General features: G+C 67.6%; 17 protein-coding genes. 13 read left to right on the top strand and 4 right to left on the bottom strand.

Translation table 11 applies throughout. From position 1 onward, the window contains the following. The first annotated feature begins 30 nt into the window (after window positions 1-30). The 5 genes from ftsY (at window position 31) to F3I16_RS03555 (ending at window position 5031) form a co-directional block, all read left to right on the top strand. On the top strand, window positions 31-1554 hold the full coding sequence (ftsY, locus tag F3I16_RS03535; RefSeq protein ID WP_160492352.1) for a signal recognition particle-docking protein FtsY: 1524 nt from the start codon (window positions 31-33) through the stop codon (window positions 1552-1554). Then, window positions 1551-2219 carry a cell division ATP-binding protein FtsE gene (gene ftsE, locus F3I16_RS03540; RefSeq protein ID WP_160492353.1) on the top strand — a complete coding sequence of 223 codons (669 nt, stop codon included), beginning with the start codon at window positions 1551-1553 and terminating at the stop codon, window positions 2217-2219. Before ftsY ends, ftsE begins: the two co-directional genes overlap by 4 nt. Continuing rightward, complete coding sequence (gene ftsX / locus F3I16_RS03545; protein WP_160492354.1) at window positions 2219-3226, top strand: permease-like cell division protein FtsX; 1008 nt, start codon at window positions 2219-2221, stop codon at window positions 3224-3226. The genes ftsE and ftsX overlap by 1 nt, the downstream gene beginning before the upstream one ends. Window positions 3227-3338: 112 nt before the next feature. Then, complete coding sequence (rpoH, locus tag F3I16_RS03550; protein ID WP_160492355.1) at window positions 3339-4193, top strand: RNA polymerase sigma factor RpoH; 855 nt, start codon at window positions 3339-3341, stop codon at window positions 4191-4193. Between the two features lie 151 nt (window positions 4194-4344). Beyond that, window positions 4345-5031 carry a lysoplasmalogenase gene (locus F3I16_RS03555; RefSeq protein WP_160492356.1) on the top strand — a complete coding sequence of 229 codons (687 nt, stop codon included), beginning with the start codon at window positions 4345-4347 and terminating at the stop codon, window positions 5029-5031. On the opposite strand, the gene mtgA is transcribed toward F3I16_RS03555, so the two are convergent. Continuing rightward, entirely contained in the window at window positions 4973-5710 is a 738-nt protein-coding gene (gene mtgA / locus F3I16_RS03560) for a monofunctional biosynthetic peptidoglycan transglycosylase (RefSeq protein ID WP_160492357.1), read from the bottom strand. The two genes, F3I16_RS03555 and mtgA, sit on opposite strands and share 59 nt — an antisense overlap. 70 nt (window positions 5711-5780) lie before the next feature. On the opposite strand from mtgA, the gene F3I16_RS03565 reads away from it, so the two are divergent. From F3I16_RS03565 to F3I16_RS03585, 5 genes are all read left to right on the top strand, one after another. Then, a complete protein-coding gene (locus F3I16_RS03565) occupies window positions 5781-6152 on the top strand; it encodes a DUF423 domain-containing protein (RefSeq protein WP_160492358.1) in 372 nt (123 codons plus the stop codon). 122 nt (window positions 6153-6274) lie between these two features. After that, a complete protein-coding gene (thiS, locus tag F3I16_RS03570) occupies window positions 6275-6475 on the top strand; it encodes a sulfur carrier protein ThiS (protein ID WP_160076915.1) in 201 nt (66 codons plus the stop codon). Window positions 6476-6495: 20 nt separating this feature from the next. Continuing rightward, window positions 6496-7287: a thiazole synthase gene (locus tag F3I16_RS03575; RefSeq protein WP_160492359.1), complete on the top strand. Its 792-nt coding sequence runs from the start codon at window positions 6496-6498 to the stop codon at window positions 7285-7287. A gap of 9 nt (window positions 7288-7296) precedes the next feature. Beyond that, window positions 7297-8016 (top strand): tRNA (guanosine(46)-N7)-methyltransferase TrmB, encoded by a 720-nt coding sequence (trmB, locus tag F3I16_RS03580; protein WP_160492360.1) that lies wholly within the window; start codon window positions 7297-7299, stop codon window positions 8014-8016. Window positions 8017-8169: 153 nt separating this feature from the next. After that, the gene (locus F3I16_RS03585) at window positions 8170-9513 is read left to right on the top strand and encodes a DUF1329 domain-containing protein (protein ID WP_160492361.1); all 1344 of its coding nucleotides are present in this window, start codon (window positions 8170-8172) and stop codon (window positions 9511-9513) included. Between the two features lie 52 nt (window positions 9514-9565). On the opposite strand, the gene F3I16_RS03590 is transcribed toward F3I16_RS03585, so the two are convergent. Continuing rightward, window positions 9566-10024 (bottom strand): YMGG-like glycine zipper-containing protein, encoded by a 459-nt coding sequence (locus F3I16_RS03590; protein WP_160492362.1) that lies wholly within the window; start codon window positions 10022-10024, stop codon window positions 9566-9568. Between the two features lie 154 nt (window positions 10025-10178). Next, complete coding sequence (gene yrfG, locus F3I16_RS03595; RefSeq protein WP_160492363.1) at window positions 10179-10865, bottom strand: GMP/IMP nucleotidase; 687 nt, start codon at window positions 10863-10865, stop codon at window positions 10179-10181. 108 nt (window positions 10866-10973) lie between these two features. Here yrfG and nudE point away from each other — a divergent pair, with 108 nt between their 5' ends. From nudE to F3I16_RS03610, 3 genes are all read left to right on the top strand, one after another. Beyond that, window positions 10974-11540, top strand: a complete 567-nt coding sequence (gene nudE, locus F3I16_RS03600; protein ID WP_160492364.1) for an ADP compounds hydrolase NudE — start codon at window positions 10974-10976, stop codon at window positions 11538-11540. Then, on the top strand, window positions 11537-12358 hold the full coding sequence (gene cysQ, locus F3I16_RS03605) for a 3'(2'),5'-bisphosphate nucleotidase CysQ (protein WP_160492365.1): 822 nt from the start codon (window positions 11537-11539) through the stop codon (window positions 12356-12358). The genes nudE and cysQ overlap by 4 nt, the downstream gene beginning before the upstream one ends. 73 nt (window positions 12359-12431) lie before the next feature. Further along, entirely contained in the window at window positions 12432-12881 is a 450-nt protein-coding gene (locus F3I16_RS03610) for a thioesterase domain-containing protein (protein WP_160492366.1), read from the top strand. Window positions 12882-13042: 161 nt separating this feature from the next. Here the strand turns inward: F3I16_RS03610 and F3I16_RS03615 are convergent, their stop codons facing one another. Then, window positions 13043-14926, bottom strand: a complete 1884-nt coding sequence (locus F3I16_RS03615) for a beta-ketoacyl synthase (RefSeq protein WP_160492367.1) — start codon at window positions 14924-14926, stop codon at window positions 13043-13045. Window positions 14927-15056 lie beyond the last annotated feature (130 nt).

Raw genomic sequence — 15056 nt, forward strand, 5'->3', positions numbered from 1 at the left:
TGCGCGGCTCATTTGAGATACAAACGACCCATGTTTGGTTCCAACGACGACAAGAAGTCGCCAGCCCCGGCTGGCAAGGCTCCGGCCGAGGCCGGGGAGAAGAAATCGCTGTTCGGCTGGCTGCGCAAGAAGCCGCAGGATGAGCCGACGCCGGCGGCGCCCAGCGCGACTACGCCGGAGACTACGGCGCCGGCTGCGCCCGCCGAGGTGCCGACTACGGCGACTGCGCCTGTCGTCGATCCTGTAGCTCCGATAGTGTCGGCCGAGGTCGCTGCTGCGCCGGTTGTCGTCGCTCCCGTCGAGCCGCCGGTTGTCGCTCCGCTCGTCGAGCCCGCTGCCGCACCCGCGGCGGTTGAAGTCGCCCCCGCGCCAGTGATCGCCGCGCCGGTCAGTGCACCGGCTGCGCCCGGTGCCGCAGTTGCCGCCGAAGTGCCAGTCGCCCCCGTTGCCGCGGCGGCCCAGCCAGCGCCAGGCGAGCCGGCCAAACCGGCCTTCTCCCGCTTTCGCATCAATGCCGGCGCGGAAGTCACCCATGCAGTGCACGAGCCGGTGGCCGAAGTCGTGCTGCCGGTCGAGCCCGAGCCGGCGCCGCAGCTGGAACAGAACAAGCCTGGCGACAACCAGGGCGGCTGGTTCGCCCGTCTCAAGCAGGGCCTGTCGAAGACCAGCGCCAGCCTGGGCGAGGGCATGGCCAGCCTGTTCCTCGGCAAGAAGGCGATCGACGACGACCTGCTCGACGAACTGGAAACCCGCCTGCTGATGGCCGACGTCGGCGTCGAGGCGACCACCGCCATCGTGCAGAGCCTGACCAAGCGCGTGGCGCGCAAGGAGCTGGCCGACAGCGATGCGCTGTACAAGGCCCTGCAGGAAGAGCTGGCCGGCCTGCTGGCGCCGGTGGAGAAGCCGCTGCTGGTCGACAGCGGCAAGCAGCCCTACGTGATCCTGGTGGTCGGCGTGAACGGCGTGGGCAAGACCACCACCATCGGCAAGCTGGCGAAGAAGCTGCAGGGCGAGGGCAAGAAGGTCATGCTCGCCGCCGGCGACACCTTCCGCGCCGCCGCGGTCGAGCAGCTGCAGGTGTGGGGCGAGCGCAACAACATCGCGGTGATCGCCCAGCACACCGGCGCCGACTCCGCCTCGGTGATCTTCGACGCGGTACAGGCGGCCAAGGCCCGCGGCATCGACGTGCTGATCGCCGATACGGCCGGGCGCCTGCACACCAAAGACAACCTGATGGAAGAGCTGAAGAAGGTCGGCCGGGTGATCGGCAAGCTCGACGACACGGCGCCGCACGAAGTGCTGCTGGTGCTGGACGCCGGCACCGGGCAGAACGCCATCAACCAGACCAAGCAGTTCCACCAGACCGTGGCCCTCACCGGCTTGGCCCTGACCAAGCTGGACGGTACCGCCAAGGGCGGGGTGATCTTCGCCCTGGCCAAGCAGTTCGGCCTGCCGATCCGCTATATCGGCGTCGGCGAAGGCATCGACGACCTGCGTACCTTCGTCGCGCAGGACTTCGTCCAGGCCCTGTTTGCGGAGAGGGAGCGCGCATGATTCGCTTTGAGCAGGTCGGCAAGCGGTATCCCAACGGCCATGTCGGGTTGCACGAACTGAGTTTCCGCGTGCGCCGCGGCGAGTTCCTCTTCGTCACCGGCCACTCCGGCGCCGGCAAGTCAACCCTGCTGCGCCTGCTGCTGGCGATGGAGCGGCCGACCACCGGCAAGCTGCTGCTGGCCGGGCAGGACCTGTCGACCATCACCAATGCACAGATCCCTTTCCTGCGTCGGCAGATCGGTGTGGTGTTCCAGAACCACCAGCTGCTGTTCGACCGCAGCGTGTTCAACAACGTCGCCCTGCCGCTGCAGATCCTCGGCCTGTCCAAGGAAGAGATCGGCAAGCGCGTCGGTGCGGCACTGGAGCGCGTCAGCCTGAGCGACAAGGCCGAGCAGTCGCCGGCCGACCTGTCCACCGGTCAGCAGCAGCGCGTCGGCATTGCCCGCGCCGTGGTGCATCGCCCGGCCCTGCTGCTGGCGGACGAACCCACCGGTAACCTCGACCCGCGCCTGGCGGCCGAGATCATGGGCGTGTTCGAAGACATCAACCGCCTGGGCACCACGGTGCTGATCGCCAGTCACGACCTGTCGCTGATCGCACGCATGCGCCACCGCATGCTGACCCTGCAACGCGGCCGCCTGATCGGCGACGGAGAGGCCAGCTGATGAGCGAACAACGCAACCCCAAGGCCGCCGAACGGGTCGGCGCGGTCAAGGCCAAGGCCGACAAGCCGGTCGATCACGGCCCGGATTTCACCACCCTGCTGCATGCCTGGCTGGAAAGCCACCGCAGCAGCCTGCTCGACAGCCTGCGCCGCCTGGCCCGCCAGCCGATCGGCAGCTTCTTCACCTGCCTGGTGATGGCGATCGCCCTGTCCCTGCCGATGGGCCTGTCGCTGCTGCTGGACAACGTCGAGCGCCTCGGCGGCTCCTGGCAGCGCGCCGCGCAGATTTCCCTGTACCTGCAGCTGGAGACCAGCGACGCCGCCGGCCAGCAGCTGCGTGACGAGATCGCCGGCATGGGCGATGTGGCCAGCGCCGAGTGGATCAGCCGCGAACAGGCCCTGGCCGACTTCCAGCAGCAGTCCGGCCTCGGCGAGGCCCTGCGCGAGCTGCCGGACAACCCGCTGCCCGGCGTGGTGGTGGTGACGCCCAAGGAAGTCGACAAGCCGACCTTGGAAGCGCTGCGCCAGAATCTCTCGGAAATGCCCGGGGTGCAGCAGGCGCAGCTCGACCTGCAATGGGTCGAGCGCCTGTCGGCGATCCTCAAGCTCGGCCAGCACTTCGTCTTCGGCCTGACCCTGCTGCTGGTGCTGGCCCTGCTGCTGGTGATCGGCAATACCATCCGCCTGCATATCGAGAACCGCCGCAGCGAGATCGAGGTGATCAAGCTGGTCGGCGGCACCGATGGCTACGTGCGCCGGCCCTTCCTCTATATGGGGGCGCTGTATGGCGTCGGCGCCGGCCTGCTGGCCTGGGCCGTGCTGGCCTTCGGCCTGGACTGGCTGAATGATGCGGTGGTGCGCCTGGCCGGACTGTACGGCAGCGACTTCGCCCTGGCCGGGGTGCCGGCCGACGATGCCCTGTCGCTGCTGCTCGGCGCCGTTCTGCTGGGCTATATTGGCGCCTGGCTGGCCGTCGCCCGCCATTTGAGCGAGCTCGCGCCAAGATAGTAAGTTGTTGTTTTTATTGTATTTTTTAGACTGTAAGGGAACTTTTCCAGGCCCTTGCAGTCACAGGCCGCAGTGCTACACTGCTGGCCGATTTGAAAGTTGGAGGTTTTTCATGACCACAGCCCTGCAACCTGTCCATGCCCTGGTCCCCGGTGCAAACCTGGAGGCCTACGTGCACGCGGTGAACAGCATTCCCTTGCTGACCCCCGAGCAGGAGCGCGAGCTGGCCGGTAGCCTCTTCTATCATCAGGATCTCGAGGCTGCCCGGCAGATGGTGCTGGCGCACCTGCGCTTCGTCGTGCATATCGCCCGCAGCTACTCCGGTTACGGCCTGGCCCAGGCCGACCTGATCCAGGAAGGCAACGTCGGCCTGATGAAGGCGGTCAAGCGCTTCAACCCGGAAATGGGCGTGCGTCTGGTGTCCTTCGCGGTGCACTGGATCAAGGCCGAGATTCACGAATTTATCCTGCGCAACTGGCGCATCGTCAAGGTCGCCACCACCAAGGCGCAGCGCAAGCTGTTCTTCAACCTGCGCAGCCAGAAGAAGCGTCTGGCCTGGCTGAGCAACGATGAAGTGCACGCCGTGGCCGACAGCCTGGGTGTCGAAGTGCGTGAAGTGCGCGAGATGGAAAGCCGCCTGTCGGGCCACGACATGGCCTTCGACCCGGCCGCCGATGACGATGACGACAGCGCCTTCCAGTCGCCGGCGCATTACCTGGAAGACCATCGCTACGACCCGGCCCGCCAGCTGGAAGACGCCGACTGGAGCGACAGCTCCAGCGCCGGCCTGCACGAGGCCCTGGAAGGCCTGGACGAGCGCAGCCGCGACATCCTCTACCAGCGCTGGCTGGCCGAGGAAAAAGCCACCCTGCATGACCTGGCGGCCAAGTACAACGTTTCCGCCGAGCGCATCCGCCAGCTGGAGAAGAACGCCATGAACAAGCTGAAAGGCTCTATTCAGGCTTAAGTACTGTGCTTCGAGAAAGCCGCACCCAGGTGCGGCTTTTTTCTGCCTGGGTTTTCTGACGCCTGCGGCCGGGATGAATGGCGCGCCGAGGCTGGAGCTGGAGGGCGTGGCGGTGCAGGATCGCTGCGCATAACCAGAACCGGAGCCTGACATGCCCATCGCTGCCCGTTGGCCGTTTTTCCTCGCCCTGCTGCTCGGCTACCTGTACATCGCCCTGATCCCGTTCCAGCCCTACCCGCTGAGCTGGCTGCTCAAGCCGCTGCCGATGCTGCTGTTCGCCTGGCTGGTCTGGCGGGTTCATCCGGGTGCTGCCGGGCGTTGGCTGGGGCTGGGCTTCGTGGCGGCCGCGGCGGGTGATTTCTTCCTCGACTATGGCAACCGCGATGGCCTGTTCATCCAGGCGCTGCTGGCCTTTCTGCTCAACCAGCTGGCGTTTGTCGTCGGCTTCCTGCGGCTGGGGCGCGGGCGTGCCTGGCGCTGGCTGTGGAGCCTGCCGGTGATCGCCTATGCCATCGGCATGACCCTGTGGATGCTGCCCGGGGCTGGCGCGCTGCAGCTGCCGGTGGCCTTCTACTTCGCCTGCCTGCTGGCCATGGCGCTGACCGCGGTGCGCGTCGAGGAACGGCCGGGGCCGCTGTGGCTGGGCGCCATGCTGTTCGTCATCGCCGACTCGTTGATCGGGGTGAACAAGTTCATTCAGCCGTTCCCCCATGCGGTGCTGGTGATCGTCAGCTGCTACTTCACCGGGCAGGCGCTGATTGCCTGGGGCCTGCTACAGCTCAGGGGCGCGGCAGCCACTGCGGCCACCAGTCCGGCAGCGGCCTGGCGATCTGGTTGAGGTAGTGGCTGCCGCCCAGCTGGTAGCTCTGCTGGCGAATCCAGTTGGCCCGGCGGCTCACGTGCGGCCCCGGGCGGCGCGGGTTCCAGGCGCGCGGGTTGGGCAGCACGGCGGCCAGCAGGCTGGCCTGCTGGCGCGACAGGTAGGGCGCGCCGGTGCCGAAATGGTGGCGCGCCGCGGCTTCCGCGCCGAACACGCCGTCGCCCCACTCGACACTGTTGAGGTACACCTCGAGAATCCGCTGCTTCGGCCAGAGCAGCTCGATCAGGCCGGTGAACCAGGCCTCCAGGGCCTTGCGTGGCCAGCTGCGGCCGGACCAGAGAAACAGGTTCTTCGCCACCTGCTGGCTGATGGTGCTGGCGCCGCGCAGGGTGCCGCCGTTGCCATTGTGGGCGAAGGCCTGCTGGATGGCGGCCAGATCGAAGCCCCAGTGCTCGGCGAACTTCTGGTCCTCGGCGGCGATCACCGCAATCTTTAGGTCATCCGGCAGCTCCTGCCAGGGGCGCCAGCTGCGTTGTAGGTCGATCGGCTGGCCGTCGACCCAGGACTCGATCTTGCGCTCGACCATCAGCGCCGTGCCCGGCGGGTCGATCCAGCGCAGGGCGAGCACCAGCAGCGCCGAACCGACGGCGAACCAGAGCAACAGTTTGGACAGGCGGCGAAACAGGCGACGGAGCATGGGCTGGCTTGGCCGAAGGGAGTGGGCGGGCCATTATAGCGGCCGCATTGGGCCTGACCGGGAGTGAATCATGTTACGAGTCTTTCTGTTGTTGGCGGCCTTCGCCGGTTTCACCGGGGTGGCGCTGGGGGCTTTCGCCGCCCACGGCCTGAAGGCGCGCCTGAGCGCCGAGTACCTGGCGGTGTTCCAGACCGGCGTGCATTACCAGCTGATCCACGCGCTGGCCCTGTTCGGCGTGGCGCTGCTGCTGCAACGCCTGCCGAGCGGCCTGCTGCAGGCTGCCGGCAGCCTGTTCGCCCTGGGCATTCTGCTGTTCTCCGGCAGCCTCTATCTGCTGACCCTCAGCGGCATCGGCAAGCTCGGCATGATCACCCCGCTGGGTGGCCTGGCCTTTCTCGGCGGCTGGCTGTGCCTGGGCCTGGCGGCCTGGCGCGCGGCCTGACCTGTGGCCGATAGCGGGGTGGTTGGCGGCGCTATCATGCGGATGAATGGCGCCCTTTTACCTTGGTCACTGTCGGTGATCGGGCTAGAATGCCGACCCTTTCATGTTTTGACTGCCCAGCCATGTTTATCCAGTTGAACGGCGAATCTTTCGAACTGCCCGCTGGCGCAACCGTCGCCGAGCTGCTCGTGCGCATGCAACTGACCGGCAAGCGGGTGGCAGTCGAACTCAACCTGGACATAGTGCCGCGCAGCCAGCATGCCGCCACGGTCCTGCACGACGGCGACCAGCTGGAAGTCGTCCACGCCATCGGCGGCGGCTAGCCCGCCCGCGAGGAGTTGCCATGAGCGCCATCATCGACAAGCCATTTACCCTGGCCGGCCGTACCTACGAGTCGCGCCTGCTGGTGGGCACCGGCAAGTACAAGGACCTCGAGGAAACCCGCCTGGCCATCGAGGCCTCGGGGGCCGAGATCGTCACCGTGGCCGTGCGCCGGACCAACATCGGGCAGAACCCGGGCGAGCCCAACCTGCTCGACGTGATCGACCCCAAGCGCTACACCATCCTGCCCAACACCGCCGGCTGCTATGACGCCGCCGAAGCCGTGCGCACCTGCCGCCTGGCCCGCGAGCTGCTCGATGGCCACCAGCTGGTCAAGCTGGAAGTGCTGGCCGACCAGAAGACCCTGTTCCCCAACGTGATCGAGACCCTCAAGGCCGCCGAAGTGCTGGCCAAGGACGGTTTCGACGTGATGGTGTACACCAGCGACGACCCGATCATCGCCCGCCAGCTGGCCGAAATGGGCTGCATCGCGGTGATGCCGCTGGCCGGCCTGATCGGCACTGGCCTGGGCATCTGCAACCCCTACAACCTGCGCATCATCCTCGAAGAGGCCAGCGTACCGGTGCTGGTGGATGCCGGCGTGGGTACGGCGTCGGATGCCACCATCGCCATGGAACTGGGCTGCGAGGCGGTGCTGATGAACAGCGCTATCGCCCATGCGCAGAACCCGATCCTGATGGGCGCGGCGATGAAGCACGCGATCATTGCCGGGCGCATGGCCTACCTGGCCGGGCGCATGCCGAAGAAACTCTATGCCAGCGCCTCGTCGCCGCTGGATGGCCTGATCAAGTAAGAGAACCCGATGAGTGAAGTAGTCGAGCCGGCGGAAGACGGCGCAGTCGAGCGTCCGCACCGCGGCATCAAGAGTTTCGTCATGCGCTCCGGGCGCATGACCGAAGGCCAGCAGCGCGGCCTCGATCTGGGCTGGCCAAAATTCGGCCTGCAGCTGGAGGACGGTCTGCGCGATTTCGACCAGGTGTTCGGCCGCAGCGCGCCGCGCACCTTCGAGATCGGCTTCGGCATGGGCCATGCCACCCTGGAGATGGCCGCCGCCGCCCCCGAGCAGGACTTCATCGGCGTGGAAGTACACAAGCCGGGCGTCGGTGCCCTGCTCAACGGCATGCTCACGCAGAACCTCAGCAACATCCGTGTGTACAGCTGCGATGCCCTGGAAGTGCTGCGCGATTGCGTTGCCGATGCCAGCCTCGATCGCCTGCTACTGTTCTTCCCGGACCCCTGGCACAAGTCGCGTCATCACAAGCGCCGCATCGTCCAGCCGGCCTTTGCCGAACTGGTACGGCAGAAGCTGAAAATCGGCGGCGTGCTGCACATGGCCACCGACTGGGAGCAGTATGCCGAGCACATGCTGGAAGTGATGAACGTGGCCCCCGGTTACCGCAACCTGGCGGCCGACGGGCGCTGCGTGGAACGCCCGAGCGAGCGCCCGGTGACCAAGTTCGAGCGCCGTGGCGAACGCCTCGGCCACGGTGTCTGGGATCTCAAGTTCCAGCGCATCGAGTGATTCAACACCCCTGTGGAACAGGGCAAAACCGACCGGGACCACCCGGCGCCAGGACGGCGTTTCACCTCACCCCGATAGCTATCTGCAAGTGCGGCCTACACTGGCTATAGAAAAAGAACAGCGCCACGGACGACGTGGCGCGAGGAGATCGCTGTGTTGAGAACCATTGCAATTCTGCTGTTGGCAGCCGCCGCGCTGCCCGCCCAGGCGCGGGTCGATGCCGCCCAGGCCGCCCGTCTCGGGCAAGATCTGACGCCGCTGGGCGGCGAGCGCGCGGCCAATGCCGCCGGCACCATCCCGGCCTGGGACGGCGGCCTGGCCACTCCGCCGGCCAGCTACCAGCCGGGCATGCACCATCCCGATCCCTATGCCGGCGACAGCCAGCTGTACCGCGTCGACGCCAGCAACCAGGCGCAATACAAGGCCCTGCTGGCGCCGGGTTTCCAGAAACTGCTGGAAGCTCATTCCGGCTACTTCCTGCGCGTGTTCCCGACCCACCGCAGTGCCGCCTCGCCGCAGCGCATCTATGATGCGACCCGCTACAACGCCAGCAATGCCAGCCTGATCTCCGGTGGCAACGGCGTCGAAGGCGCGGTCGCCGGCATCCCGTTCCCCTTCCCGCAGAACGGCACCGAGGCAATCTGGAACCACATCATGCGCTACCGTGGCGACCAGGCGCGCATGGTCACCAACCAGGCCGCAGTGCTCAACAGCGGCAGCTACATCCTGCTCAAGCGCGAGCGCGACCTGCTCTCGGTGTATGGCCGTGAGGGCATGACCCCGGGCGAGCTGGACAACACCCTGTTCTTCTACAAGTACGTGGTGACCGCGCCGAGCAAGCTGGCCGGCTCCTCCCTGGTGGTGCAGGAGACCCTCGATCAGGTCCTGGCCATCCGCAAGGCCTGGCGCTTCAGTCGCGGCGAGCGCCGCGTGCGCCGCCTGCCGATGCTCGCCTACGACTCGCTGCAGCCGGACACCAACGGCATGGCCACCGCCGACGTGGTCGACGCCTACAACGGCGCGCCGGACCGCTACGAGTGGGAGCTCAAGGGCAAGCAGGAAATGCTCATGCCGTACAACAGCTACGCCGTGCACCAGAAGGGCATCCCCTACGAGAAGATCCTCCAGGAGAAGAGCGTCAACCCCGAGCTGCTGCGCTACGAGCTGCACCGCGTGTGGGTGGTCGAGGCCAATCTGCGCAAGGGCCACAGCCACCCCTATGCCAAGCGCCGCTTCTACCTGGACGAGGACAGCTGGCAGATCCTCGCCGTCGACCTCTACGACAAGAGCGGCGCGCTGATCGGCCTGCAGGAAGCCCATCCGATCAGCTACTACGAAGTGCCGGCGTTCATCAGTACCCTGGAAACCATCTACGACTTCAAGGGCGACCGCTACTTCGTCGACGGCCTGGACAACAACGAGCCGATGTACGACTTCAACGTCAAACTGAGCAAGGGCGACTTCACCGCCGCCGCGCTGCGCCGCGAAGGGATCTGATCCCGGCGCCGACAAAAAAGCCCGCAGTCGCGGGCTTTTTTGTGTCTGTCGATCAGTCGTCGTGACCGTGGTGGTGCTTGTGCTTCTTGTGTCGCTTGCCGTGATGGTGATGGTCGTCGCTGTAGTAGCGCCGACGGCCATCGCCGTGGTCGCCGTCATCGCCGCCGTACTGGTTGCCCAGGGCACCGCCGGCGCCACCACCGACTGCGGCGCCGATCAGGCCGCCGGTGTCGCCGCCCACTTTCTGCCCGATCACGTTGCCGCCGGCGGCGCCGAGGCCGCCGCCAATCGCCGCTTCGGTGCGGCTGCGCTTGTCGGCACCGACCGCGCTGCCGGCGGCGCCGCCGATACCGGCACCGATGGCGGCGCCGGTATCGCCGCCGACCTGCTGGCCGACCACGGAGCCGAGCACGCCACCCAGGGCGCCGCCGACACCGGCTTCGGTGTTGCCGGCCAGGGCACCGGCGCTGGCCAGGGCGAGGGACAGCAGCAACAACGAGGAATACTTCATGACTACAGACCTCTGAGGGGGAATACGCGGGCGCATCTTGCCAGCGTCAGCGCCCGGGGCAAGCGCCGCCTGTCGGGGCTGCGAGGGCTGTCGCGGGGCGCGAAAATATCCATGCAGGCGGCGAACTGCATGGCTCGCCCGTGGTCTGCCGAACCTAGCCCGGCGCCATGCCTGCGGCCTCGAGCCCGGCGCAGAGCTGGCGGTAATCCTCGACCGCGGCGAATTCTTCGGTGTCCCTGGCCGCCTTGCGGCTGTCCGGCTGGCGGATCGCCAGCAGGTGGCTGATGCCGTACTGGCGGGCGCTGCGCAGGATCGGCAGGCTGTCGTCGATGAACAGGCTGCGCGCCGGCGCGAAGGGGAACTCTTGCTGCAGGGCGAACCAGAACTGCTGGTCTTCCTTGGGGAAGCCATAGTCGTGGGAGCTGATCAGGCGGTCGAAGTAGGGCGCCAGCTCGACCCGCTCCAGCTTCAGCGACAGCGAGTCGCGGTGCGCATTGGTGATCAGCACCACCCGCTTGCCGGCGGCGCGCAGGGCCGCGAGGAAGGTGTCGGCAGCCGGGCGCAGGGCGATCAGGTGCGCCACTTCGCGCTTGAGGTCGCGCACCGACAGGTTCAGCTCGCGGCTCCAGAAGTCGGTGCAGTACCAGCTCAGCTTGCCGGCGTGCTGCTGGAACAGCGGCAGCAACTCGGCCTCGGCGGCGGCCCGGTCGATGCCGTGCAGCTCGGCGTAGCGCTGCGGCAGGTGCTCCAGCCAGAAGTGGTTGTCGAAGTGCAGGTCGAGCAGGGTGCCGTCCATGTCCAGCAGAACACTGTCGATGTCGGTCCAGGGCAGCAGGGGCATGGCGAGTTCTGGCGTGAAAGGGTGAACGGAGGTGCGTGGATGCAATATCCACCACGGACAATCGTGATGGCCGGGGTATGATACTCGTTCGTTTCAAGGAGTGATCCCATGCGTGAGAAACCTGTCGTGCTGGCCCGCGAGATCGTTGCGAGCAGCCGCCTGTTCCGCGTCGAGGAGCTGCAGCTGCGCTTCGCCAACGGCGCCCTGCGCACCTACGAGCGGCTGGTCGGCAAGGGCGCCGGTTACGGCGCGGTGATGGTGGTGGCGATGCTCGATGGCGAGCATGCGGTGCTGGTCGAGGAATACTGCGGCGGCACCGACGACTACCAGCTGTCGCTGCCCAAGGGGCTGATCGAGCCGGGCGAAGACGTGCTCGAAGCGGCCAACCGCGAACTCAAGGAAGAGGCCGGCTTCGGGGCCCGCCAGTTGGAGTGGGTGGCCGAGCTGAGCCTGTCGCCCGGCTACATGAGCCAGAAGATCCAGGTGGTGCTGGCCCGCGACCTCTACGAAGAAAGCCTGCCGGGCGACGAGCCCGAGCCGCTGCGGGTCGACCAGGTCGGCCTGCGCGAGCTGAGCAGCCTGGTGCAGCACCCGCAATTCACCGAGGGGCGCGCCCTGGCCGCCCTGTACCTGGTCCGTGACCTGTTGAGCCAACGTGGAGAGTTTCGCCTGTGAGCCATCCCTATCTGCCGGCGGTGATCGCCCTGGTGCAACGCGCGGGCCAGGCCATCCTGCCGCATTGGCGCAATGACGTGGCGGTGACCGAGAAGGCCGACGCCTCGCCGGTGACGGCCGCCGACCTGGCCGCCCACCATGTCCTCGCCGACGGCCTGCTGGCGCTGGCGCCACAGGTGCCGGTGCTGTCCGAGGAAGACAGCGAGATCGCCTTCACCGAGCGCGCCGCCTGGCAGCGCTGGTGGCTGGTCGACCCGCTGGACGGCACCAAGGAGTTCATTTCCGGCAGCGAGGAGTTCACCGTCAACGTGGCGCTGATCGAGCGCGGCCGGGTGGTGTTCGGCGTGGTCGGCATCCCCGCCACCGGCCGCTGCTACTACGGCGGTGCCGGCCTGGGCGCGTGGCGCGCGGAGGCGGGCGGCGAACCGGCGGCGATCAGCGTGCGCGTGGCCCCGGCCGAGGCCTTCACCGTGGTCGCCAGCAAGCGCCACTCCAGCCCGGCCCAGGAGCGCCTGCTGGAAGGCCTGAGCGAGCGTTTCGGTGACCTGCAGCTGGCCAGCGTCGGCAGCTCGCTGAAGTTCTGCCTGCTCGCCGAAGGCAGTGCCGACTGCTACCCGCGCTTGGCGCCGACCTCTCAGTGGGACACCGCGGCGGCCCAGGGCGTACTGGAAGGCGCCGGCGGCGAGGTGCTCGACCTCAAGGGCGCGGCGCTGACCTACGAGGCGCGCGAAAGCTATCTCAACCCGTCCTTCCTCAGCCTGCCGCAGGCCGCCGCCTGGCGCGCCGAACTGGTGCAGCTGGCCCGCGCCCTCGACTGAGGCGCGCTGCCGCCGCGTGGCGGCCCGGCCAGGCTGGCAGGCTCTGGTTCACCAGACCCGAGCGGAGCTGAACATGAACGACGACCGTGCCTACCTGGAGCAACTGCTGCACCAGGACATCCCCCTGACCCAGGCTCTCGGCCTGGGCGTGTCCAGCTGGGATGGCAGCGAGCTGCGCCTGAGCCTGCCGCTGGCGGCCAATCTCAACCACAAGAGCAGCATGTTCGGCGGCAGCCTGTATTGCGGTGCCGTGCTGGCCGGCTGGGGCTGGCTGCACCTGCGCCTGCGCGAGGCCGGGGTGACGGATGGCCATATCGTCATCCAGCAGGGGCAGATCGATTACCGCGAGCCGGTGCTGGGCGACGCCCTGGCCGTTTGCGCCGCGCCGCCGGCGGCGCAGTGGGACAAGTTCCTCGCCCTCTACCAGCGCCGCGGCCTGGCGCGGATCAGCCTGCATAGCCGCATTCTGGCCGACGGGATCGAGGCGGTGCGCTTCAGCGGCCAGTACGTGCTGCACCGCTAGCCCATTCGTGTGGCCTGGGCTCTTGTGGGAGCGGCTTCAGCCGCGGATGAGGCTCATGCTGAAGCCGATCGCGGATAAATCCGCTCCCACCAACAGGCTGCTGAACGCTGCGGCACGCAGCCGATATGCAGCCATCGGTACTCCCTTTGGCGCAGTAAGGTTTACAGCATGTCGCTGTAGCGCTCGTCCTGGCGATACGGCAGCGGCTGGGCAAAGCCCGGCACCTGGATGCCCTCGGCGCTGAACTGCAGCTGGCGGTCGTCGATCAGGTCGTGGCCGAAGTTGTAGAGGATGTCGAACTGGCCGAGCAGGGCCTGCCGGTCATACTGGCTGGCGGCGGTGCGGGTGTGTTCGCGCTTGGCCTGCCAGGCGGCGAAGGCCGCCTCGCCATGCCGCTTGCGCAGCATGCGCTCGGCCACCTGCGGGCCCAGCAGCACGCCGGTGGCGTTGTTGCCGCCGAAGCCCTTGGAGTTGATGAAGCACACTTCCGGGTTGTCCAGCTGGCGGTCGCGGGTGTCCAGGCTGAGGTGCTGGCGGTGCACGTCGTCGGCCACCCGGTCGATGGTCTTCAGGCCGGGCAGGATGCCGTAGCGGAAGGTGCCCAGGGCGGCGATCAGCTGGTCGGCGCTGGCGCTGGCCAGGGAGTGGCCGACGAAGGCCTTGGCCGCGGTGACCGGCCATTGCTCGATGGCGAAGGCGGCGGCCACCCGGTCGAGCAGTTCCGATTCGGTGACCCGGTTGGCCGGGGTGCTGGAGCCGTGGGCGTGGACGAAGCTGCGCAGGCGCACGCCGTCGCTGCCGACCAGCTGCGCGGCGCTGGCCACGGCCTTGGCCAGGGTCAGGTAGTTGCCGGGGCCGGGGGCGGAGATCGACTTCTTGAAGCCGTCGGCGTTGATGAACACGTCCGGCACCGCGCCGTGGATGTCGGCGCCCAGCTGCAGGGCCAGCTCGTCGTCCATCAGCACGACGAACTGTGCCGACTCGGACAGGGTGAAGCCGCAGTTGTCGCCGAACGGCCGGCTGGCGCGGCGGAAGTCCACCTGCTCCTGGCCGCCGACCTTGCGCAGGCCTTCCTCGGTGGCCAGTGCGCCCATGGCGCCGTAGCCGTCGATGCACTCCTGGGTGATCGGCGCCTCGCTGTTGCCGACCAGGGCCACCCGCGCCTTGCCGCTGGCGATCTGCTCGATGGCCTTCTGCAGGTTGTAGAGGAAGGTGGCGCAGGCGCCGGTGACGCTGCCGGTGGTGCCGACGCTGCCCAGCACATAGGCGTTGATGAAGTCCGCCGGCATGCTGTTGAGGCCCAGCGGGCACTGCTTGGCGGTGACCCGGCCGCCCTTCAGGCGCGATTGCAGCATGCCGCCGAAGCCGTTGTCGTCGAGCTGGCTCATCAGGCTGCCGGCGAACACGGCGATCTCGTCGGGGCTGACCTGGTCGACGATCTGCTGCCAGGGCAGGCCGATCGAGCGCAGCGCATCGGTGGCGCCGGTCACCGCCAGCTGCAGGCCGCGTGGGTGGAAGTGCGAGTGGTACAGCTCGCCCGGCTCGAAGCCGCTGGGCAGCTGGCCGGCGGACTTGACCGCCAGGGCGCGGTAGCTGTCGACCTTGAACTCGCAGCTGTCGTGCAGGGTCACCCGCACCTGCTGCTCGTCCAGCTCCTCGATGCTCCAGTTGGCCGGCAGCGGTTCGGGCAGCTGCTTGCGCAGGGTGGTGAACTGGGCCTGGCTGACGTGCAGGTTCTTCTGCCAGTGGGCCGCGTCGACATCCAGATGGCGTTTCTCGATGCGCCGCACCAGGGTGCCGGCGAGGATCGCCTCGGCGTGCTGCGCTTCGATCTCGGCCAGGCTCAGCGGAACGCCGGCCAGGCTGTGGTACTGGCCGTCGATCACCTGCACCAGCTTCATCATCACGGCCAGGCCGGCCAGGGTCTGCTGGCGGGCGGCGGCGTCCAGGGTTTCCAGCACGGTGCGGCGGAAGCCATGGTGGAAGGAACTTCTGCCCGCGGCGTTGTAACCGCCGAAACCCACAATGACGGGTAGTCGAGACATCACTCGGAACTCCTGCAATCGACCTGTCGCACGGGCGGCCGGTGGGCGCGAGTTGCCGGTGGTTATGCGACGACAACAGGCTCCGCGGGCCATACGGCAATGCCGGGTGGCGACTCAAATGAATCGGGAT

The sequence above is a fragment of the Pseudomonas sp. L-22-4S-12 genome, assembly GCF_009799935.1.
Classification (GTDB): domain Bacteria; phylum Pseudomonadota; class Gammaproteobacteria; order Pseudomonadales; family Pseudomonadaceae; genus Aquipseudomonas.